Origin of the sequence: Bacillus sp. B1-b2, assembly GCF_009183415.1 — a bacterium.
Taxonomy (GTDB): domain Bacteria; phylum Bacillota; class Bacilli; order Bacillales; family Cytobacillaceae; genus Niallia.
The window spans coordinates 1-23318 of sequence record NZ_WEHU01000035.1; the positions used below are offsets into that span (position 1 = coordinate 1).

At 34.1% G+C, this 23318-nt stretch carries 22 protein-coding genes; 7 read left to right on the forward strand and 15 right to left on the reverse strand.

The features are described from left to right. Positions 1-156: 156 nt before the first annotated feature. Positions 157-1578, reverse strand: coding sequence for a 6-phospho-beta-glucosidase (locus F9279_RS21740; protein WP_413463239.1), 1422 nt, complete (start codon positions 1576-1578; stop codon positions 157-159). A gap of 104 nt (positions 1579-1682) precedes the next feature. Continuing rightward, positions 1683-3590 (reverse strand): beta-glucoside-specific PTS transporter subunit IIABC, encoded by a 1908-nt coding sequence (locus F9279_RS21745; protein WP_152116269.1) that lies wholly within the window; start codon positions 3588-3590, stop codon positions 1683-1685. A gap of 451 nt (positions 3591-4041) precedes the next feature. Here F9279_RS21745 and F9279_RS21750 point away from each other — a divergent pair, with 451 nt between their 5' ends. Then, a complete protein-coding gene (locus F9279_RS21750) occupies positions 4042-5484 on the forward strand; it encodes a glycoside hydrolase family 1 protein (RefSeq protein WP_152116270.1) in 1443 nt (480 codons plus the stop codon). Positions 5485-5605: 121 nt separating this feature from the next. Then, positions 5606-5782, forward strand: coding sequence for a YozQ family protein (locus F9279_RS21755; RefSeq protein WP_152116271.1), 177 nt, complete (start codon positions 5606-5608; stop codon positions 5780-5782). Between the two features lie 93 nt (positions 5783-5875). On the opposite strand, the gene F9279_RS21760 is transcribed toward F9279_RS21755, so the two are convergent. Together F9279_RS21760 and F9279_RS21765 are read right to left on the reverse strand one after the other, a co-directional pair. Further along, positions 5876-7927 (reverse strand): 5'-nucleotidase C-terminal domain-containing protein, encoded by a 2052-nt coding sequence (locus F9279_RS21760; protein WP_152116272.1) that lies wholly within the window; start codon positions 7925-7927, stop codon positions 5876-5878. 409 nt (positions 7928-8336) lie between these two features. Then, complete coding sequence (locus F9279_RS21765; protein WP_152116273.1) at positions 8337-9872, reverse strand: MFS transporter; 1536 nt, start codon at positions 9870-9872, stop codon at positions 8337-8339. Positions 9873-10109: 237 nt separating this feature from the next. On the opposite strand from F9279_RS21765, the gene F9279_RS21770 reads away from it, so the two are divergent. Further along, complete coding sequence (locus tag F9279_RS21770; protein WP_152116274.1) at positions 10110-11288, forward strand: DUF4317 domain-containing protein; 1179 nt, start codon at positions 10110-10112, stop codon at positions 11286-11288. 43 nt (positions 11289-11331) lie between these two features. Here the strand turns inward: F9279_RS21770 and F9279_RS21775 are convergent, their stop codons facing one another. The 7 genes from F9279_RS21775 to F9279_RS21805 form a co-directional block, all read right to left on the reverse strand. Continuing rightward, entirely contained in the window at positions 11332-11550 is a 219-nt protein-coding gene (locus tag F9279_RS21775) for a helix-turn-helix domain-containing protein (RefSeq protein ID WP_152116275.1), read from the reverse strand. A 10-nt stretch (positions 11551-11560) separates the two neighbouring features. Further along, complete coding sequence (locus tag F9279_RS21780; RefSeq protein WP_152116306.1) at positions 11561-12043, reverse strand: DUF2975 domain-containing protein; 483 nt, start codon at positions 12041-12043, stop codon at positions 11561-11563. A 294-nt stretch (positions 12044-12337) separates the two neighbouring features. Continuing rightward, positions 12338-12982, reverse strand: a complete 645-nt coding sequence (locus F9279_RS21785) for a FusB/FusC family EF-G-binding protein (protein ID WP_152116276.1) — start codon at positions 12980-12982, stop codon at positions 12338-12340. A gap of 143 nt (positions 12983-13125) precedes the next feature. Further along, entirely contained in the window at positions 13126-13395 is a 270-nt protein-coding gene (locus F9279_RS21790; protein WP_152116277.1) for a CD3324 family protein, read from the reverse strand. Between the two features lie 241 nt (positions 13396-13636). Further along, the gene (locus F9279_RS21795; protein WP_152116278.1) at positions 13637-14587 is read right to left on the reverse strand and encodes a cation diffusion facilitator family transporter; all 951 of its coding nucleotides are present in this window, start codon (positions 14585-14587) and stop codon (positions 13637-13639) included. A gap of 239 nt (positions 14588-14826) precedes the next feature. Next, positions 14827-15699, reverse strand: coding sequence for a cation diffusion facilitator family transporter (locus F9279_RS21800; protein ID WP_152116279.1), 873 nt, complete (start codon positions 15697-15699; stop codon positions 14827-14829). A 248-nt stretch (positions 15700-15947) separates the two neighbouring features. Continuing rightward, a complete protein-coding gene (locus tag F9279_RS21805; protein WP_413463237.1) occupies positions 15948-16799 on the reverse strand; it encodes an undecaprenyl-diphosphate phosphatase in 852 nt (283 codons plus the stop codon). 228 nt (positions 16800-17027) lie between these two features. Here F9279_RS21805 and F9279_RS21810 point away from each other — a divergent pair, with 228 nt between their 5' ends. From F9279_RS21810 to F9279_RS21820, 3 genes are all read left to right on the forward strand, one after another. Beyond that, positions 17028-17672, forward strand: a complete 645-nt coding sequence (locus F9279_RS21810) for a DUF1232 domain-containing protein (RefSeq protein WP_152116281.1) — start codon at positions 17028-17030, stop codon at positions 17670-17672. A 63-nt stretch (positions 17673-17735) separates the two neighbouring features. Further along, positions 17736-17981, forward strand: coding sequence for a hypothetical protein (locus F9279_RS21815; protein ID WP_152116282.1), 246 nt, complete (start codon positions 17736-17738; stop codon positions 17979-17981). 60 nt (positions 17982-18041) lie between these two features. Beyond that, positions 18042-18650 (forward strand): DedA family protein, encoded by a 609-nt coding sequence (locus F9279_RS21820; RefSeq protein WP_152116283.1) that lies wholly within the window; start codon positions 18042-18044, stop codon positions 18648-18650. A 570-nt stretch (positions 18651-19220) separates the two neighbouring features. Here F9279_RS21820 and F9279_RS21825 read toward each other — a convergent pair. From F9279_RS21825 to F9279_RS21840, 4 genes are all read right to left on the reverse strand, one after another. After that, complete coding sequence (locus tag F9279_RS21825; protein ID WP_152116284.1) at positions 19221-20498, reverse strand: MFS transporter; 1278 nt, start codon at positions 20496-20498, stop codon at positions 19221-19223. A gap of 397 nt (positions 20499-20895) precedes the next feature. Further along, positions 20896-21294, reverse strand: a complete 399-nt coding sequence (locus F9279_RS21830) for a VOC family protein (RefSeq protein WP_152116285.1) — start codon at positions 21292-21294, stop codon at positions 20896-20898. 36 nt (positions 21295-21330) lie between these two features. After that, positions 21331-21603: a hypothetical protein gene (locus tag F9279_RS21835; protein WP_152116286.1), complete on the reverse strand. Its 273-nt coding sequence runs from the start codon at positions 21601-21603 to the stop codon at positions 21331-21333. Positions 21604-21692: 89 nt separating this feature from the next. Further along, on the reverse strand, positions 21693-22064 hold the full coding sequence (locus tag F9279_RS21840; RefSeq protein ID WP_226793815.1) for a helix-turn-helix domain-containing protein: 372 nt from the start codon (positions 22062-22064) through the stop codon (positions 21693-21695). 227 nt (positions 22065-22291) lie between these two features. Between F9279_RS21840 and F9279_RS21845 the strand changes: the two genes are divergently transcribed. Continuing rightward, positions 22292-23137, forward strand: a complete 846-nt coding sequence (locus tag F9279_RS21845; RefSeq protein WP_152116287.1) for a sulfurtransferase — start codon at positions 22292-22294, stop codon at positions 23135-23137. Positions 23138-23318 lie beyond the last annotated feature (181 nt).

Here is a 23318-nt window from a genome sequence, read left to right on the forward strand (position 1 = left end):
ACCTCCGAGAGAATCATACCTTCCAGGATTCGGGGCTTGTTATTACCGAAGTAACATCGCCCAACCTATAACAGTAAATTCATGCTTTAAAGCAAAAAGGAGCGACTGCCCGTCGCACAAAGAAGGAAAGTTGATTTCCAACTTTCCTATTTCTTCTTATGCATTTTCTCCGTTTGTTGCAATAACTTCTTTATACCAATCAAAGCTTTTTTTCTTATATCTTTGAAGAGATCCATTGCCTTCATTATCTTTGTCTACATAAATATAACCATATCTTTTCTTCATTTCACCTGTAGAAGCACTTACGATATCAATCGGTCCCCAGCTTGTATACCCAATAATCTCTACACCATCTTTAATTGCTTCTCCCATTTCTCTCACATGGGCTTGCATGTACGCAATTCGATAATCATCATTCACTTCATTATCTTCACCTAGTACATCAACTGCACCTAAGCCATTTTCTACTACAAAAAGAGGCTTTTGATAACGATCATACAATTGGTTAGCAGTAATTCGGAATCCTTTAGGATCTATAGTCCAGCCCCACTCTGATTTATCTAGGTATGGGTTTTCGATAGAACCAAATACATTTCCTGAAGTTTGTTTATTAATTTCTGGATCTGTACTTGTTGTGCGACTAGCATAGTAGCTAAAGCCAATATAATCAACTGTATAAGTAGCTAATAATTCTTCGTCTTGCTCTTCCATCTCAATAGATAAATCATTATCCTCAAAAAATCTCTTTGCATAGCCTGGGTATTTCCCACGAGATTGAACATCAATAAAGAAGAAGTTATCTCTATCCTTTTCCATTGCATCAAATACATCATCTGGGTTACATGTATAAGGATAAGTTTGTCCAGCTGCTAGCATACAACCAACTTTCATATCTGGATTAATTTCTCGTGCTGCTTTTACAGCTAAACTACTTGCCAGTAATTGATGGTGAGCTGCTTGATACTTCACTTTAACTTGATCTTCCCCTTCTTCAAATATAAGCCCTGCTCCTACATATGGTAGGTGTAACAGCATATTGATTTCATTGAAAGTCATCCAATATTTAACCTTGTCCTTATATCTAGTAAATAGGGTTTTAGCATAAGTTTCAAAGAAACCTACAAGTTTACGACTTTTCCAGCTGCCATAATTTTTCACTAGATTAACCGGTACATCGAAATGCGCGATAGTTACAACAGGTTCAATTCCATGTTTTAATAGTTCATCAAAAAGATCATCATAGAATTTTAATCCTTCTTCGTTCGGCGTAGCATCATCTCCGTTTGGAAAAATCCTTGCCCAAGAAATAGATAAGCGTAAGGATTTAAAGCCCATTTCTGCAAATAGCGCAATATCCTCTTTATATCGATGATAAAAACCAATTGCCTCATGAGAAGGATAAAACTCTCCTTCTAACGGCTCATAGGATGGTAAATCCCCTAGCATAATATCAAATCTTTTCTTTCCTGTAGGTAATAGATCAACGGTTGTTAATCCCTTTCCACCTTCTAAATAAGCACCTTCTGCTTGATTAGCAGCAATAGCACCGCCCCATAAGAATCCTTTTGGAAAAGCCATTACATTAATCATTCCTTTCCTATCTTTTATGTAGCAAGGTTGAAACGGTCTAAAGTTAACGCTTTGTCTTTAAACATGTTTGCAACCTTGCTGTTAGTACTTCCTTATTTTGATTCTAAACTGAATAGGGAATCTCCTGTTATAACATGTTTTTTATTTGTTAAATTAACTGTGTAATCTTTATAGTTTGTAATAATAACTGGTGTTGTTAAAGGTTTTCCAGCCTTTTTAATTTCCGCTATATCAAACTCTATAAGCAATTGACCTTTTTCTACATAAGCACCTTGTGTAGTATGAACAGTAAAGTGCTTTCCTTCTAATTGAACAGTATCCATTCCAATATGAATTAAGATATCTGCTCCAGAATCTGTTGTAATTCCAATAGCATGCTTAGTAGGGAATAATGCAGAAACAGTCCCTGATACAGGAGCAAGTAATCTACCTTCACTTGGTTCAATTGCCACCCCATGACCAAGTGCACCAGATGAGAATGCTTCATCTTTCACTTCAGATAATGCCTTAACTTCTCCTTTTAAAGGACTTACTACTACTTCTTGCTCTAATTTTGTTGCTGCAACTTGATTAGATGCTTTGTCTTTATCAGATTGCGCTTTTTCTTTGTTAATACCACCAAAAATTAGTGTTAAGATAAAACCTACAACGAAACCTGCAATTATAGAGATTACAGCTCCCCATAAACTCATATCAATACCATCTGGACTAATATAAGACGGAACACCAAAGATTCCTAAACCTCCAATGATATAACCCTTCACTTCAGTAAATCCAGCGATTGCTCCACCAACTGCTGCACCGATACAGCTCATAATAAATGGTTTTTTCAGTGGCAATGTTATACCGTAAATAGCTGGCTCTGTTACACCAAAAATACCAGAAATAAATGATGGATAACTTAATGTTTTTAGTTTTTGATTTCTTGTCTTAATTAAGATTGCTAAAACAGCACCAGTTTGTGCAAAGGATGCAGCAAATATTGGAGCTAAGATTGTGTCATAGCCTAATGTAGCAACGTTGTTAATAGCAATTGGCACAAGACCCCAATGTAATCCAAAGATAACTAGTACTTGCCAGATACCACCTAGGATTAAACCTGCTACTACCGGACTCAAGTTATATAAGAATAAAGAACCTTGACCAATTAATGTACTTGCCCATGTTGCAATTGGTCCAATTACTAGAAATGTAGCTGGTACAACAATTAATAAAGTTAATAGTGGTACTACAAATGTTTTTACTACATCTGGAATAACGGACTTTAACCACTTCTCCACTTTAGAAGCAACAAATGCAGAAAGAATAATTGGTATAACAGTGGATGAATAAGACATTAAAATAACTGGAATTCCTAAGAAAGTAATATGAATAGGTGATTCAAACATAGTACCTGCAAATAGTGTATATAGAGGATCTCCAGCTGTTAATCCTGATAAAGTCGGATATACTAAAGCGGACCCTATCGCCATACCAATAAACGGTGTACCTCCAAACTTTTTAATAGCTGTGTATCCTAAGAATATTGGTAGGAAGTAAAATAATGCGTCACCTGTAGCATTCAATATTTGATAAGTACCAGAAGTATTCGTTAACCAGCCTAGTGATACAAACAAAGCATTGAAACCTTTAATCATTCCTGATGCCGCTAATACACCTAGAACTGGTGTGAAAATACTAGAAATCATATCAATAAATCGGTTAAATAGTGATCCTTTTGGTCCTTCATTTTCCTCGACTGGCTGCTGATTTTGAAAACCACCAACAGAAACAACTGCTTTATAAACATCTGGAACATGGTTCCCAATAACTACTTGATATTGTCCACCGCTTTTCATAACAGTTACAACATCATCCATATTTTTAAGTACTTCCGTATTTGCTTTACTTTCATCTTTTAATTTAAATCGAAGACGGGTAATACAGTGAACAACACTGGAAACGTTTTCTTTTCCACCTACATTGGCAATAATATCTTTTGCTAATTGCTCATATTTCATTTTTGACCCTTCCTTCTATTATGAAGTTTTTTAGTATAAGTGCGTTTTTAACAAATAAAAAACCTGACCCGACTAAAATACATGCAATTGTAGCATGTGTTTTATAGTCAGTTCAGGTTATGCCCACTTAAGGTAACATTCCATCACGGAACCTTGTGTTTGTTTATTTGTTAGTTGTAATTTATCATGTAAATATTTTCTTGTCAACGCTTTCAAAAAAATATTTCTAAAATTATTTCCTGTTAAAAATAGCGCTTGCAAATTTCTTGTATGTCAGAGAAAATAATGATATAGTTAACTTAAATAATAAAACAACACTTTAGGGTTGTTACTGGTTATGCAGGCAAAACCTAAATTACGTAAGCTAAGGGGCTACTTCTATGCTTATGTAATTTAGGTTTTTTTTATTGCCTAAATTAGCGTAACCATATAATAGAGAGGAGATTATATTATGAGTAAAACTACTTATCAGTTTCCAGAAAACTTCTTATGGGGTGGAGCAACTGCTGCAAACCAGCTAGAAGGAGCATACCTTGAAGGCGGCAAAGGCATGAACTTAGCAGATGTTATGCCAGGTGGGAAAGTTCGTTTAAAAGTAATAACAAATCCTGGATTTGACTTTAAGATTGATAAAGAGAATTATACTTATCCTAACCACGATGGAATTAATTTCTACCACCGTTATAAAGAAGATATCGCACTTTTTGCAGAAATGGGCTTTAAAGCATATCGTATGTCTATTGCTTGGTCTCGTATTTTCCCAAAAGGAAATGAAACAGAACCGAATGAAGAAGGTTTAGCTTTCTATGATCGTGTATTTGACGAGTGCCGTAAGCACAATATTGAGCCAGTAGTGACTATTTCTCACTATGAAATTCCTCTATATTTAATTACGGAATACGGTGGTTGGAGAAGCCGTGAAGTAGTTGGTTTCTTTGAAACATATGCAACTACTCTATTCAATCGTTACAAAGACAAAGTTAAGTATTGGTTAACTTTTAATGAAATCAACGGAGCAACGGCTCACCCAATTTTAGGTCTTGGTTTCTCTCCTGCTTCTGAAGAAGTAAAATTGCAAGAAAGCTTCCAAGGACTTCACCATCAATTTGTAGCAAGTAGCTTAGCGGTTAAAGCATGTCATGAAATTATTCCAGATGCACAAATTGGCTGTATGTTAATTTATGCTCCTGTATATTCTGCTGACTGTAATCCTGAGAATCTTCTATATGCATTTAAAGAAGAGCAAGTATTCAACTACATTTGTGGTGATGTTCAGGTTCGCGGTGAGTATCCTGCTTTCTCTAAACGCTTCTTTAAAGAAAATGGCATTTCTATTGCTATGGAAGAAGGCGATTTAGATATTCTTAAACAATATCCAGTTGACTTTATCTCTTTCAGTTACTATATGTCTCGTACAGAGAAAAAAGTAAAAACTCCAGAAGAGCAAGCATCTGGTAACATTATTGCTGGAATTAAAAATCCATTCTTAGAAGCAAGTGATTGGGGCTGGGAAATTGATCCTACTGGTCTAAGAATTTCACTTAACCAAATGTATGATCGTTACCGTGTTCCATTATTCGTTGTAGAAAATGGTCTTGGTGCATATGACAAAGTAGAAGAAGATGGGAGTATTAATGATGACTATCGTATCGACTACTTACGTAAGCACATTGATGCAATGGGTGAAGCTATTGAAGATGGAGTAGAACTAATGGGTTACACTTCATGGGGTTGTATTGACCTAGTAAGTGCTTCTACTGGGGAAATGTCTAAGCGTTATGGCTATATCTATGTAGATAAGCATGATGATGGTAGTGGAACATTAGAACGTAAGAAAAAGAAATCTTTCCACTGGTACAAAAATGTAATTGCTACAAATGGGCAAGAACTATAATAAGAAGAAGAAGGCAGAATCCATTTCATCGGATTTCTGCTTTTTTTTATTCGAATGAGTATTTTTTCAAAAAATGGAAAACACTACGTCTGTAGCTTATTATTTTAAAGGATGTGTAATCATGACAAAAAAGAATTCTGAAGAAAGCACAGAAATTGCTGGACGTGTTTATCAACCAAGTGATTATGAAAAAAAGGATCAACTCTCTTCTGGGCTAGCAACTACTCATGAGCAAGTGAGTGATACGTTAGCTGAAGGGGATATTGAATCTATAACAAAAAAAGGTAGAAACCAATAACGATACCTCTTTAAACCATGGTATATAAAAGGGCCAATGCTTCAAAGCATTGGCCCTTTTACAAAAGAATAGCTATTGCTAATCTCCCATATATTAAGAATGTCTTACTTTCTTTCTATATAATACAACTCCTAAACCAGCAACTAAAAGAACTGCTCCAACCACAAGCATTGTATACATGTTTGTAGCTGTATTAGGAAGTGCATTTCCTACTGTAGTTGTTTTAGTTGCAGTATCTGATCCAGATACTTTTCCTGTATTTGTGTTTTGGTTTTTATTAGTGTTATCGTTAGTAGAACCATTGTTAGTTGTATTATTGTTAGTAGAATCATTATTTGTTCCGTTATTAGTACCATTTCCAGTGTTATTTCCACCATTATCATTACCTGAAGTATCTCCATCTTGATCTACTGGCGGTGTTGGATTTGTATCATCTTGATCGTCATCAGCAGGATCCTCTGGTGTTTCAGGTGTTGGCTCTGCTCCAAGTAAATCAACAATACGGCCTTCAAGTGTTGGATTTACTTCTCCACCTAAATTTTCAACCATATAATCACGGAATTGTACCCAGTCAATTTCTCCTAAATCTTGAACTCTTCCTTCTTGATACGCTTTAGCAAATACTTCGAAACCATCTCCGCCTTTTGCGGTATAGTTATTTGTTGTAACTAAATATTTTTGGTCTGCATTAATTTCTTCATATTTATCATTTACTTTTACTTGCATAGATACTACACGTGAGCCAGCTTCTTTTGTGCTGTCATACGTGAACTTCATACCTGCAACTTGTAAGAATCCACCGCTTTCCTGTGGAGCTAAACGTACACTGTGCTCTAGAAGCTGTTTAATTTCTGCTCCTGTTAATTCAACTACTGCTGGATCATTACCAAAAGGAAGTACTGCAATAATTTCTCCCGTAGTAATTGGTCCTTCTGCTATTGCAGCACGGATTCCACCACCATTTTGCACAGCAATTACAACATTTGGATTTTTTTCTTTTGCTTTTGTAAGCATGGCATCTGTAACAAGATTTCCTAATTCTGTTTCATTTGCACGAACACTAACTGTACTATCAGTTAAACGTGGATTTGTGATGGTCTTTTGTGCAATTGCACCAGATTCTTGCTTAGAAATCGCATCTACATCAGATTGATAAGGAGCTAGTACATTAAGAGCTTCTTGATCTGCTGCTTTCTTCGTAAGATCTATTAGTTGACCAACTTCTTCTACTACTACACCATTTGCATCAAATTCAACTTTTAATTCCCCTAATAAAGTAGCATATTGATAAGCTTGAACAACGATTGTTGGATCTTTTTCTGTACCAGTTTCATCTTGAGTGACCTTTACTGGCTCGTTTAATTGTGTATGAGAATGCCCACCAACGATTACGTCAATACCATCCACATATTTAGCTAATTCTAAATCATTTCCTAGAGCAGGGTTACTGTCATAACCAAGATGGGATACTGCAATAATTTTATTTACACCCATTTCTTCAAAAGCATCGACTGCCTTTTGAGCTTCTGTTATGTAATCTAAAAATTTAACATTTACTGGACTTGAGATATTAGCAGTATCTTCTGTTGTTAAACCAAAGATACCAACTTTCTCACCATCTATTACTTTCACCATACCATCATATACTTTGCTGTCTTCTGCTGCTTCTGTAAAAGTATCACTTACCAATGGGTTCATGAAACTATCACCAGAAAAATCTACATTTGTCGCAAGAAATGGGAAATTAGCTTCCTTAACAAACTTAGATAATGATTCATGTCCATTTTCACTTGAACCTAAATCAAACTCATGGTTACCGAAGATCATAGCATCAATATTCATCAAATTTAGAAGCTTTAAATCAGCTTCCCCTTTAAATTGATTAAAGTATAGAGTACCTGAGAATACATCTCCAGCATTGAATAATAACGCATTTGGATCTACAGCACGAACTTCATTGATAGCAGTTAGCATATTTGGTAATTTATCTGCATGTGCATGAGTATCATTCATATGCATAATAGTAAGTGAGAAGTTATTATCAACTGGCTCTGCATATGTACTAGATGGTGCGATAACCGATGCTGAGATTGCTAAAGTAGTGACAAGACTAGTAAGAAATTTAAAACGCTTTCCAACTTTCATTAAGATGTTTCCCCCTTAATTAATGTTAAATAAAAAAATTGTACACATTTCGACAAGAATACTACTGTAGTATAGATAAACTCTATTAACCTATTATGAATTCCTTGTAAATCTCTGTTAAACTAGCACATTACATTTTCCTATCAACTACTACTATCAATATCCCTCCATACTTTATTTGATTGTGAAGAATAGGATTTCTCTGTTTTTACTATTTTCATAAAATTCCCTACTCTCCAAATAGTAGTATAACAAAAAATATTATGAAATAAGTTTATTTTTAAAAATTATTAGACTATTAAAAACCAATCTATCCTTCATTAGATAGATTGGTTTTTATGCTTAACTATTCACTTATCCCTTTACTATTATTATAGTAGAATATAGCCTTTATTTAATCATTGTCTTCTTAACTAACAGATTTACTCTCTCTTTCTATAGAATCCTTCCAAACATCCTCATACTTAATTCCAGTTAGCTCTTCCACTACTTCTTTCGTCCTTGGATCAACATTCTTTTTCATCCCATTTCCTTTTAGTCTAGTTATCTCATTAACTAGTATTTGGTGATTCTTCTTATTTAATTTAAAGCTAAAAACTACAAATAATGCTGCAAATAATAGAATGGATGAACCAAAAACTAGTGTAAATACGATGGTTTGTATAGCCTGCGAAGATTGTGTCGTTTCTCCTGAAACAAAACCTCCCCATTGTAATACAATTCCTACAACAAATGTAGCTAATGCAACCGTGCTTTTTCTTGCAAAGGTCATAACTGCTGCAAATAGCCCTTCTCTCCTTTGTCTTGTTACAATCTCATCGATATCTGGAATAAACGGAAAGACATTCCAAGGAGTGAAATCTAAAATGGCTCTTCCAATTTGATATAAAGCAGAAATAGCAAACATGTAGATAATGATTGATTCTGGCCTGGTAACATAAATGCCATAAAAAGCTAGTAAGCAAACAATCATAATGCCATAAGCAATCTTATATAAATGACTTGGACCAACTTTAATCATTAAGTATCCAGCTAATAGTGTAATGGGTATTCCAATTATGCTTAGTGATAGCATATCTCCAGCTAATGAAGAAGAAATACTTAGTGCAAAGACACAGAAATATATAAAAACTGCGTTAAATACATCCTTAGCTGTAAAAGATAGGAGATAAATTAGTAAATGCTTGCGAAAACTTTTAATTTTTAAAGTAGATACATAATCCTTCAAGACATTTATAAAGGTAGCATAATATTCTGGTATGCTTTTCTTTTTAGTCACTTGCATCTTAGCTAGTAAGTCTCTTTCTTCCTCTGGTGTTAATTTCTTTTCCCACGTCACTTTATAGGAAATAATTATACAAATCGCAAACAATATCGCAAAAAAGACAGCATTAATAAAGTAAGCATATGCACTATCTTCTCCAAAGAAAGCAATTAATCTACCAGGAACAAAAGTGGCTAAAAAGACACCTATCCCTGACATAAACATTCTTGCAGTTGAAAGTTTTGTTCGATCATTATAATCCTTCGTCATTTCAGACGGAAGTGTTTCCCATGGTATTAATACTAAAGCCATTACTATTTCGAATAATAAATAACTAAGCAAATAATACCAATAATTCATTCCTGTGACCCAAAGCAAGATATATGTAAACATTAATGGAGAACCAATTAATAGAAAGAAGCGGCGTCTCCCAAATTTTCTCCCCACTTTAAATTGAAAAAAGTTATCTGTAATACTGCCGATAGCTAGGCTTGCGACCGCATCCACTATACGCGCTATGGCAATAATGGAAGCACCTTCTACAGGAGATAAACCAACAAAAGTTGTATAATAGAACAACAGCCAGGCAGATATAATCGTAAATGCTCCACCACCCATAATATCTGTTAAACCATAACCAATACTTCTAGAAACTGTGATTTTTTTAGTTTGATATCTCATTTTATCTCCTTCCTGTTTTCCGACCTAATTGCACTATTTACTAATTGATAGAGAGCAGTTATCTATAATCCCTTCCCTATTTGTCCATTCTTATTCCCATCCAGCTTGCTAACTAAACAACTTGCTTATTCAACTGCTTAATGTCTTTTAGAAAATTATGCTAAAATATAGGGAGCTAAAAATGTATATTAATTTTCATAGAGTATCAAAACGAGGTAGCTTAGGGGTGCTAAATTCATGAATAAGAAAGATATTGCTAATGTTCGTAAACAGTTTAAGATAAACAATGATTTATTAAGAATCTCTGATATTTTTAATGTTTATATTATGAAAGAAACATCAGAGATATATCACTACCAAAGCCAGCCTTTTGGTTTGCTTGATCAAGATCAACAGGAGCTTTTTTTGAATAGCTTTAAAAAAATGCTTGCTGGTCAATTAGATGAAAAACTTTTTGAACTAAAGTTTCAAAGAGATGCGGAAAACAGTAGTCAGCTCATTCTACATCAAGGCTTATTAAGCAATGAGGTGGATGAATGGAAAGACCAGATGTTAAAAATAGTGGAGAAAATGCTAGCAATTAGACAATATGAAAAGGATATTGTGGTTACTTTCATTCGCGGAGAATACTTAAAACCAGTGAAGCGACGTAGCGAAGAGACAGAAGAAAGCGGTCGTGATACTGTTTTTTCACATCCTTTCATTCTATCTACTATTAATAATACACAGGAACCAAAAAAAGAGCTTTTATTCGACTATGTAGAAAGAGAGTTTAAATATAATATCGTTGTTGATCCAATTATTAATCTTCAATCACCGATGGGTGGCTTCCTTTTTCCTTGTTTCACAGATAACGCAGCAGATGTTAACCACATTCTTTATGCTGCTGGTAAAGCGCATGAGCCTGATTATTCCTTTATTGAGGATGTATTAAATGGGGAAGAAATTATGACAGCTCAAGATGATAAAATCGTATTTGAAGAGATCATTAAAGATGTAACGGGTGATCAATTAAACACCTCTACTCTTTCTAATGTATACGAAGAAATAAATAGAATGATCGTTGAGAATGAAGAAGAAGAACCGCCTAAGTTAGATTCAAAAGATGTAGAACAAGTCTTGAAAATGAGTGGGATTGAAGATATTAATCCAGAAAAAGTAGAATTTGCTTTTAAAAAGATTATTGATGACGAGAATTATGAACTAAAAGCTAGCAATATTTTGCCAAAATTCACTTCTAAATCTATCAAAATCAGCACTAAAATTGCCAATATATCCATTAGCCCACCAGACTTAAGATATGTAAAACAAGTGGAGTTGGCTGGAAAGCGCTACTTGATGATTGAGGTAGAAGAGGATACTGTAATTGAAGGATTTACAATGATTCCAGAGGCATTTGCTGGAAATGGAGAATAAAACAAAAAGGTTCTGAAGTAGTAAGCTTCAGAACCTTTTTGTTTTATTCATTCTCATCTTCTTGTCTATACTCTAAGATATCTCCTGGCTGACAATCTAAAGCTTTACATATAGCTTCTAATGTTGAAAGTCTTACTGCTTTTGCTTTTCCATTCTTCAAAATAGAAAGATTAGCCATAGTAATACCAACCTTTTCAGAAAGCTCTGTTACACTCATTTTTCTCTTTGCTAACATCACATCAATATTAATAATAATAGCCATTCTACTCACCTCAGACCGTTAAATCATTTTCAGATTTTATATCTATTGCATCTTTAAGTAGCCTTTGAAGAACCGCTGCAAATACAGCAACTACAAGTGGAGCAAAAATCAATAGCATCCCAATTAGTATAATACCTGGGGCATCATCTCTTTCTGCTACTAGATAGAAGATCGGCAGTCCTAAAACAAATAAGCCACTTATTGTAACAGCACAAAATTTAATAGTCTTTAATGCTCTTACCGATAATTCCGAGAATGCTAAATCATGATCGATATAATTTAGTAACTTAAATGCTTGATACAAAGCAAAGTAAAAAGGAATTGCCGCTAAATAAAAGTCCATATACACTAAATATTTTATAAAAGTGAAATCTGGATATAATTCTTCTGCAAAATTTGCTATTTCAGGAACTAAGAATATACATAGAGCAAGAATAGGTAGCCCTATAACAATTAAAGCTAACTTCAAAAACAAGGTTGAACCTTTTTCCATCATCTGCACCTCACTAATTAATATATCTAGATTATAACAAGTTTTTATTGTTTTACAATAAAAAAATACTGTTTTTTATTATTTTTATTTTAAAAAAAGAGAAAACTATAATTAAATGCAGCAAATTCGGCTTTCCTCAAACAAAAAAATATCCAGAATACACGGAAACAAACTTTACTACATCTCACTGAGTTGTACCGAAATTGCAAGGAATATAAAAAACTCTGAGTAAATGAACACCCAGAGTTTTACGTATTTCATTTACTATTCTCATTCACTGCCAATTGATCTTTTTTATTTCTTCAACGCCTCCATAAAAAATGCCTGTAAATAGGCTGTATCTATTATTTTTTGATTACATTCCTTACTATCTATACAAACCAGATTCCCTATGGATTTATAATAATCGGGATTATTTACTTTTCTTGCTTTTGTCACTGTTGAAAAATAGGCAACTTCTCCAAATGTGTTACAGAAGGAGCAGAGATTTTTCTTACTACTTGGTGTCATTTCCCCTTCTATCCCTACCAATTCTCCATCAAGCTCATAGACAACGTACTTTTTATTTGCCCGTATATCTTTCCAGCTTAAATAGGTTACTGTATGAAGATCAATATCTGCTAGTTCAGGCAACTTTAGCTTTTTCTTTTTAGGAAATATTTTCTTTATTTCTTGCTCTGTAATTTCAGGAAAAGGCATCAAATAAGCAGTCAGTTTTTGAATGTAATGCTCATACTCCTTATCTGACATACGCTCTTTGACTTCTATTAACTCTAATAATTCAGGAGATGCATTCGGAAAAAGATTCATCATTTTAGCATTTGCTAAATCAATAGTAGCCTTTAATATGGTAGGTGGTACATTCTTTTTTTGACTGTCTTTTATTAATTCTAGTTGTTTTTTAATAAAATTGAGTTGCTCATTTTTTATTAATTTCATTCTTACTCTCCATTCCTTACCTCTTCTTTTTCCATTATTGTAATACAAAAAAGGAACTGTACTCTATGGTAACCTTGAGTTAGAATTGTTCTTTACATACAAAAAAGCACTGATGACGATTATAGTGTATCAGTGCTTTGTCCTTATTTCTTATTAGAGTAAACAATTTTTTTAATTGTTTCCATTGAAAGATAATACTTTGTGGCCAATTGCTCTATACTTTCCCCACTATGAAATAAATCTATTATAGAGGCATTACGCCGATCTAATGTCTTTCTAATTCCACTTGAAGATCCCCATTTCTCATACTCACTTTCTTGCTTAGGAATGTATAGGGTCTCTCCTTGAACGTATTTTTGTATTTCTAATATCAACTCTACTGGTAAAACTTGATTGGCATTTGTATATTTCATCTTCGCCCGCTCCTTATTTTAATTTTTCAAATAAGGGCAAAGCCATACTATTAGAAAAGATTATTAGCGATAAATGAACTGTCTTGCCCCACGCAAAGTATCGCTGCTCTAATAAAAGGCTTTGCATGAGTCGTAGAAGTATCAGACAATCGTTTTTGATTATCCAACTGTAAGCACCCCCTTTCATCTTATTATAATGGTTTTTTTATTTTGTTGCTCTATCCATTAACTGTTTTTATCTTTAATGATGATGATGGTGTTCATGATTTGGTTCACTTTTTATTTGGCATAATACTTCCTTATCATGCTTATGTTGCATTGTCTCCATCTGGATAGTAACATGCGTAATTCCTTTGTGTTCAAGCACATGCTCTAGATCTCGCAAGATAGTCTCACTTTCTGCAATACTAATATGGCTATCCACAACAGCATGACAGGAAAGAGCATTTAATCCACTTGTAATTGACCAAATGTGTAAATCGTGAATGGCGTGTATTCCCTTGGTTCCCTCTATTACTGCAATTATTTCCTTTATATCTATATTAGTAGGAGTTCCCTCCATTAAAACGTGTATCGCATCTCTTGTTACATAATAACCACTTCTTAAAATAAGGATAGCCACAATGACACTTGCAAGTGGATCTGCCCACCCCCAACCAAAGTACATAATAAGAATAGCTGCTATAATAGCACCAACAGAGCCAAGCATATCACTAATCACGTGTAAGAATGCTCCACGCATATTTAGATTATGTTCTGTATCTCCATTTCGCATCATCAACCAAGCTACCACTATATTAACAAGCAATCCAATAATACTAATAGAAAGCATACCTGTTGTTGCTACCTCTGGTGGATTTGTAAAACGCTGAATAGCTTCAAACAAAATATAAAGAGAAATAAGAACAAGCATAACCCCATTTAGTACCGCAGCTAGTATCTCAAAGCGTTTATAACCAAACGTTTTACTATGACTAGCTGCTCTCTCACTTAATTTAAAAGCTATTAAAGCAATCATTAACGAAATAGAATCACTTAACATATGGCCAGCATCTGATATTAATGCTAAACTATTGGTCAGAAATCCCCCTATTGCTTCTATGATCATATATGTTGTAATAATAATAAAGGAAAGCAAAAGTACCTTTTTATTCCCTTCACCTGCGTGACTATGGCTATGATTATGTCCCATCCCAATTTCCTCCTTTAAATATCCTGATTATAGACTACCTCTTTAAAATAAATGTGTTTATTTTATATATACCCACATAATCAATATATGAACATATACTCATATTTATATTATACAACTATATAAGAAAAGGTTACAGTACTTTCTAACTTACATACATTAAGGCATGTTCCATTTCATTTAATAACTATCAAAAGACAGAAAGCCACTCCCACTCATTAGCTTCTGCCTTCTACTTCTTATTTATTCGGCTCTACATGAATATGCACATCATAAACCCCATAATGCTGGATCAACGTACGCTCAATAGAGTCTGCAATATCATGAGCTTTAGTTATGTTCAAGGAAGAATGGACAAGCACTTCCACATCGACGACCTCGTTATTTCCATAATATCTTCCCTTTATTTCTTTAATCCCTTTTACCCCATCCACATTTAATATAACCTTTTTATATAGTGCTAACTTGGCCTCATCAAATCCATCAGAAAGTTCATGTGTTGCTTGTTTAAAAATCTCAAAAGCTGTTTTACATATTAGAACTCCAACGATGAATGCAGTGATAGGATCTAGCCAAGGCATATTTAATTGGGAACCAAAAATCCCTATAGCCGCCCCTATACTTACCCAAGCATCTGAGATATTATCTTTCGCTGCTGACATAACAGCACTGCTTTTAATTTTCAAAGCTAATTTTTTATTATAACGGTAAACAAAATACATTACGAGTGCGGAGAATAACCCTACAAATGCCGCCACTATATCAGGGGATTCACTACTACCTTTGATTAATGAAGATCCTGCTCCGTATAAGACCTGCAAGCCGACTACCATCATAATAAAGGAAGCTAACATAGAAGCAATGCCTTCACTTTTCCAATGACCATATTTATGATCGTTGTCAGGTGGTCTTTGGGCAAGTCGCAAACCAATTAAAACTGCAATAGAAGCAACTATATCAGTAGTATTATTCCAACCATCAGCTTTCAAAGCTGCAGAGTCACTCCAGTAACCCACTAATAACTTCAATATAGATAAAGCTAGATAGGCAATAATACTGATAATCGCCCCACGTTCTCCTAGCTTTAGATTTTTATATTTTTGTTCTTCCATTTCATCACTCCTTGTTAACCATAAATCTAATAGTAACAAGTCAGATTCGTGTGAGTCTACAGAAACCTTTTTGTCTGTTTTTATAAGTTATAGAAAAAGAAAACTAAGTTGCGAAAGGTAAAAAAACATTGCTCGCTTCAGGTTCAGTTCTATAATGAAAGGATTCTACTTCAGTACTTGAGTAAGGCGATAAGCAGAAAAAGCCGCTATCCAAGTAGCAGCTTAACAATTAATATATTTGTTATCATTTAAAAAAACAGTAGTATTAAAATTCCTACTATAAAGCAGTAATAGGTAAAGTACACTAACTTTCCGTTTTTCATTATTCCCATAAACCACTTCATTGCTATATAACTCATTATAAGTGTTGCAATAAAAGCAGATAAATAAGGAAGGAATAAATCCATTTTATTCGGTTCCTCTATAAAGTCTGAAAGACCAAGGATCACTCCACCAAGACTTACTGGAATATACAGCATAAAGGAGAAGCGAAGAGCTGTTTCTTGTTTAATTCCTATTACTATCGCTGAAATGATAGTTGCTCCTGAACGACTTATGCCTGGCATTAAGGCAACTGCCTGTCCTAATCCTACAAAGAGAGCATCTTTTGCACTCATACTTTTTTCATCCTTTACTCCTCTTAGGTTACGAATAAACCATAAAGCAATTCCCGTAACAAAGAGCATACATGCAATTGTAGTCATACTCACGCTTTCAGCAATAACGTCACTTAGCAATACACCTAATATACCTGCTGGAATAGTCCCTATAATGATATAGCACACAAAACGAAAATCACTTTTCAAATCATCATTTTTTGTTCTTACATACTGAATAGAGTTAACTGCTAATCTCGCAATATCTTTTCTGTATACAAATAAAATCGCAAGCAAGGAAGCAGTGTTAGTAAGAATAGCAAAGGTAAAACCCTGCTCTCCTAAACCTAAAATCTCACTTGCTATCATCACGTGTCCACTTGATGAAACTGGTATAGGTTCTGTAAAACCTTGCACTAATCCAATAATAATCATTTTTATTATTAAAACTAAATCAAAATCCATTCCATACATTTCTCCTTCACAATCTTTTAATAAACCCATCCTACATTATGTTGTTTCTACATCCTAAATTCCCTTCAAATATGTATAGCTCCGTTTATGTATAGCCCTTAGTTATTTAAAAAGATCGATTTAAAGCAAGAGAGGTTACTATTTACTTATTTTGCTAGTTTGTGAACATACTAGTAACAGCATAGTATAGTCGTTGACATTTTGTCAACAGTGTAGTATATTTCAATTTGTTAAAAAAGGAGAAGGGTTGACAGGTAAATGACGCATAATAACATAGATGAAAATGAACTTGGGCATCTATTAAAAACTACTCTAGCAAATAAAAATATATCGATGAGTAAATTAAGTGTAGAGACTAATATTAATAAATCTACCATTTCAAGAATTATAAATGGAAATAGAAAAGCAACACCAAAGCATTTACAAGCATTTTCTAATTATCTACATATTCCAATCTATACGTTATTTACAGCTGCTGGATATACCAATGATTCCTTAGATTCTGAGGAAGATGGTTTCTCTGCTAAGATTAATGCCATTCAAGACATGATTAGATCCTCTGGAGTTTATAGTAGGGACTTTCATGTAGAAGAGGTAGAAACACAATTAAACAGATACGCCAAAAGATATAGTACTCTAGAAGATCCTAAGGATTTATTAATTCAATTTAAGAAGAAAGTTACGCTATTAGGAAGCCAAGGACCTTTTATGCAACAGTTAGATTCCTTATATAAGAGACTCAAATCTAACAAAGGGAGTACTACTCAGCTTTTATTAATTGGAAGCGGACTTCTTTATTTTGTTAGTACTTTAGATGTTATTCCAGATTATCTACTACCAATTGGGTATCTGGATGACGCTATTGCTATTAACATCATCATGGAGAAAATGACTAAGTTTTAAAATAAAGAGCCTTCTTCCTTCAAAAACATCTAAGGATAACAACACAAGAAAGAGGAATTTCAAATGAACTTCAAAGGAAAAAAACAAATATCCCGTACCTTTTTAAGGCTAGTAATTCTAGCACTTATTCTTTTCTGGTATCATGGAGAATTTAATACGTATTTTAAAGAGATAACCCTATTTCACCAAATCTTGTTATACATTTCTTATCTTGCCATCATACACCTAGCATTAGAAATAATGAGATGGAAGTTTTGGAGTAAATGGTTTTATGGAGAGGTTTTTTATAGAAAAAGACGTCAACAATAACCTTCCAACTTTTAAATAAGGGAGAAACTATTATTTATAAAAGAAAGGAAGGTCATATGGATGGAAGAGATGATTATTCATTTCATAGAATTTTTAAAACAATTTTCCTATTTTGGGATTATCTTAGCTTTAACCATTGAAACTGTTCCTGCTGAGATAGTTTTGCCAATGGCTGGGTACTGGGTTTTTCAAGGGGACATGAATTTCCTACTGGCTGTACTTGCAGGAACACTTGGTGGTACAACAGGTCCTTTAACTCTCTATGCACTTGGGAGATATGGGGGTAGACCTTTAATACTTAAGTATGGGAAATACTTCTTTGTAAAGGAACAGCATATTGACGCTTCCGATCATTTTTTTAGAAAATACGGAGCAAGTGTTGCCTTTATAGGTAGATTTATTCCTGGTATTAGAACAGCCATTTCTATTCCATGTGGTATTAGTAAAATGAATGTATGGAAATTTAGCTTATATACATTTCTAGCCATGTTACCTATTACTACTCTATATATTTACTTAGGCAGAAAACTCGGGGAAAATTGGGATAAAGTTGGCCCTATCGCCTCTCAGTATCTATTACCAGTAGCAGTAATTTTAATAGTGATTATCTTCGTTACAATTCTTATCAAGATAAGAAATAAGAAAACTTCTTCGGTGAAGGGAAGTTGATGGGAAAAACCTTACTAGATTCGTTTCTAGTAAGGTTTTTTATTAGGAGTGTTGTCACTTTTACTTGAGGAATGATGGCGTTGCTATCTTTCTTGTCCTGTAAATGTATACAATTCCTTTTAATTATTATTCATTAGTTGAATATGATTGACTATTTAAGGCTGGTACAAGATTTTATTTCATCTCTTCTTTGATCAGAGAGTCTTAAACGTTATTTCCTTTAAGTAACGTTTCACTTATTACAGGTATACTACCTCTATTGCATGCAACATAAGTAATGTAAATCATTTATTTAATTTTAATTATGTATGAAATTTCACTATATTTACTATGTAACTAAAAGACCCTAGATAAATTACCAGTGAATAATAGTCTATATCTAAGATCTTTTAATCAGATAGCTAATTAAGATAACCTGACATTTCACTTTCACACATACCCTTCTTCACTTATATTTTCTGTTGGATTAAACAATAGTTGATTAGATATCTTCTTTCTTCTTTTCTTTTCTTTTCTTAATGTTTCAATCCCGTTTTAAAAAGCAATTGTTCGCTTGCAACAACTGCTTTTTTATTTTTGCTTTGCCTCACGGGCAGCCCATATTATTACTGGTATTAATAATAAAGATAGTATTCCTCCTGCTAAGGATAAAGTAGCAAAACTTGAACCAGCTACAATCATACCAGACATGGCTCCACCTGCAGCTCCTGATAAAGCAATTAGAACATCAACTGTTCCTTGTGTTTTAGCTCTTGTAGAAGTTTCCGTTGAGTCCACAATAAGAGCTGTACCACTTATTAAGCCAAAATTCCATCCTAATCCAAGTAACATGAGAGCTATTACTAGAAGAATCATAGAATCTCCTGGAGCGAAAGCGGAGATTAAGCCCGCTAACAGTAATGTAATTCCTGAAGCAATTCCCATTGCGATACGACCTAATTTATCAACAAGAATACCTGTAATAAGGGATGGTAAATACATGGCTCCTATATGGAATCCAATTACTAAACCTACAGCGCCTAGTCCATGTCCATGATGACTCATATGCACAGGTGTCATTGTCATAATGGCAACCATTACAATTTGAGTAAGAACCATAATGGTTGCACCAACCACTACTCCCTTGTTATTGTAAGTATCGTTTGTAGCCACTACAAGTTCTTTGTGTTCCACTTTGACGCTAGCTGCTTCTATCCTTCTAGCAATAATTAATGGATTTGGACGTAGCAAAACGAATAAAACAACTCCAGCTAATATATATGCAGCTGCTGCTAATATAAATGGACCAGTTAATGCGGGGACATGAATAGAAACAGCAAAATCACCTAGCACATTTACTAAATTTGGCCCTGCTACTGCTCCAAATGTAGTAAACCCCATTGTTATACTAATAGCAGTTGCCCGCTGCTTATTTGTCGCTAAATCTGTACCAGCGTATCTTGCTTGTAAGTTTGTTGCTGATCCTGCTCCATATATGAGTAGAGAGATTAATAATAAAATAATGCTATTAATCATGGCTGATGCAATAACACCTATCGCACCAATTCCCCCCAGCATAAAACCAGTTGATAGACCTATACGTCGGCCATAACGTTGTGAAAGTCTCCCCACCATTAGTGCTGCTCCTGCTGAACCTAATGTAAACAAAGCAGATGGAACTCCAGCAAAAGCATCTGTACCTAGCATTTGTTGCGCAAGAAGCGCTCCTACCGTAACACCTGCAGCTAGACCTGCTCCCCCAAATACTTGAGATATACTTATAATGAATAAAGTACGTTTGTATAAAGATTTTTGTTTCTCTGAGGAATAATCATCCTCATGTAAACGATCTGTTTGTGCATTCACCACATTGTTTTTCTTCCTTCCCCTTTTAACTGGTTTCTTTGTTTAAACTAAATAATAACAGCTTCCTTCTCCATTTTGTTACGATGTTTTATAAGAACTTTTAAACACTAAATACTTATTAACAAATCAAGCTTCCGAGCTAAAAAATAGTCTTATTCCGTCCAAAAATAATACCAGATAAATTAATAATTAAATACTCTAGTGAAAGTTATTGGCTTTTGGTTAGTACTAATAAAAATCAGCACACAAGAGAGATTATCCCAAGTCTAAACTTTTTCATTAAATAAAAAAGCACACAATTCATGTGCACTTTTTCTTATATATTTGGCTATACATATAAAGAATAAGAATTTCCTTTATATAAAATGGTTGGTTTCTGCTACAAGTTAGGCAGTAAGGTCTACAACGGAAGATTTAATTGCCATGACACTCCAAACTTGTCATTTATCCAACCAAATTTCTTACTGAAACCATAATCTCCAATCGGCATAAGTGCTTGTCCACCGTCTAATAGCTTGTCATAAAGCTCATCTACTTCTTCTTCTGTATCACAATCTATAAAGATAGAAAAAGAAGGAGTAAAGGTAAATTCATGTTTTAGATTACTATCTATGCACATAAATTCTTGTTCTTTAACAACAAAAGTAGCCTGCATAACCGTACCCTCGTCTCCTCCTTCATCTGCTCCATATCTTACAATACTTGTAATGTTAGCATCTTGCATAATGTTACTGTAATAATTCATGGCTTCTTCTGCTTTCCCACCTTGAAACATTAAGAATGGAGTAGCTTTTTTCATTTCATCCAACTCCTTTATTATTTATAAAAAACAATATTACGGTTCACCAATTCCCATTGCTAGCAAAAGGAAAAAAGCAAATACTAAAACCAGTCCATTTCCTAATAACCCCAGGAAAAACAAGAGAATCTGCTTCTTAACCAAGGATATGATGGCAAGTACAATCCCAACAAAAGATAAAATACTGTGAATAATAATCATGAGATAGATATCGACATTAGGTCCTCTCATGATAAAAAAAGTGATAATGCTAATTAATACAGGTAGTAGGGATAATAAACCTACTATCCTTCCAACCTTCCGATCCATAACATCATTCTCTCCCATTGCTAATTATTAATACTTCATGAAAGATGGAACTAATTTACCACTTTTTAAGCATTCTATACTTCATGCTGTTATTCCTTTTCCTCAAACCTTTTTGACCAAAGAAAATCTACCATAGGAGTACTAGGTACAACAAAGTTCAAAGAATCATTACGACTTAGTAGGTATTTGGAAAAGCAAAGTCGTTTTCTATATTCTTCTCCTTCCACTTTTGTTCCATAGTGTGGCCTCGTCACTAATCGTAATGAATATTGATCTAAGATTTTACGAACCATCTTCAAATCACTCTGTATCTTTGGTTTTGAGACAAATAGTTCATCTTCTAAGCTTTCTAGCTTTATTGGCTCACTTTCTAGTAGGAATTTATTTAATAGATACATCACTCTACTATTTTGATTTGTAAAGTTTAAGGAGTTAGAATGCTTGCTATAATGAGAAAGCACATAAACACGGCTTTAAAAAAAAATGGATTACAACCCCTTGTTAAACGGCACTAGTGATAAAAAGGGATATTATAAATTTTATTCAATATATTTTTTCATATGAAAACATTTTACTTTTTCAAGAGATTCACTCTACAATAAGGGTAATACCAGAATCCTTTATACCAAGTTTTATATTTTTGATTGACCCTATTATTTTTTCAAAAAAAATCTAGGAGGTAATCTATATGAAGTATGTTGTAGACAAAAAGTGGCTATTGGAGCATATGCAAGATGAAGATGTTGTCATTGTGGATTGTCGGTTTGATTTAGCAAATCCAGCCATAGGAGAGAAGCTTTATCAAGAGAGTCATATAGAAGGAGCTTATTACTTTGATCTCCATAAGCAATTATCCGCGCCTGTTTCCACTCATGGTGGAAGACATCCACTACCAGATATGAAAGACTTTCAATCCAAGATTGAAGCATCTGGTATTAATCCAAGTAAAACAGTCATTGCTTATGATAGTGGTATTAGTCAGTATGCTTCCCGATTTTGGTGGCTGCTTTCCTATATCGGTCATGAAAAGATTTATATATTAAACGAAGGGTTTAACGGTTGGATTGAGGCTGGCTACCCCGTGACACAAGAAATTCCTAAAAGGCAAGGAACAAGTTATGAAATAAAACTACAAGAAGACATGTTGGCATCATACACTGAAGTGAAAGATATTGTAGATAATAAAAAGAAATTGCCTATATTAATAGATTCTAGAGCGCAAGAGCGCTATTTAGGTAAAGTAGAACCATTGGATCGAGTAGCAGGACATATTCCAGGTGCGATAAACAAGTTCTTTGAAGAGGGATTATCAAAAGGCATATTTAAAAATAGTGAGGAACAAAAAAAGAGATTTGCTGAATTAAATACAGAGGACCCTATTATCGTTTATTGTGGCTCTGGGGTGACGGCTACTCCTAACTACATAGCTTTAAAGATGGCTGGTTTTCAAAACGTAAAACTATACGCAGGTAGTTATAGTGATTGGGTATCCTATGAAGAAAATCCAGTTGAAAAAGAAGACAGTAGTATCTAAGGCGAGATTTCAAATCTAAATGTAAGGCATGACTTCCACTCAGAAGTCATGCCTTTTCTTCTCCTTTACATTATCTCTTCCTTTTCCACTGTCTTAGCAATTATTAGCCCCCAACAAAAGTAACCCTAACTCTAGCGAATAGTGCACCAATGAGTATCATTTTACATCTCTTCATCTTACC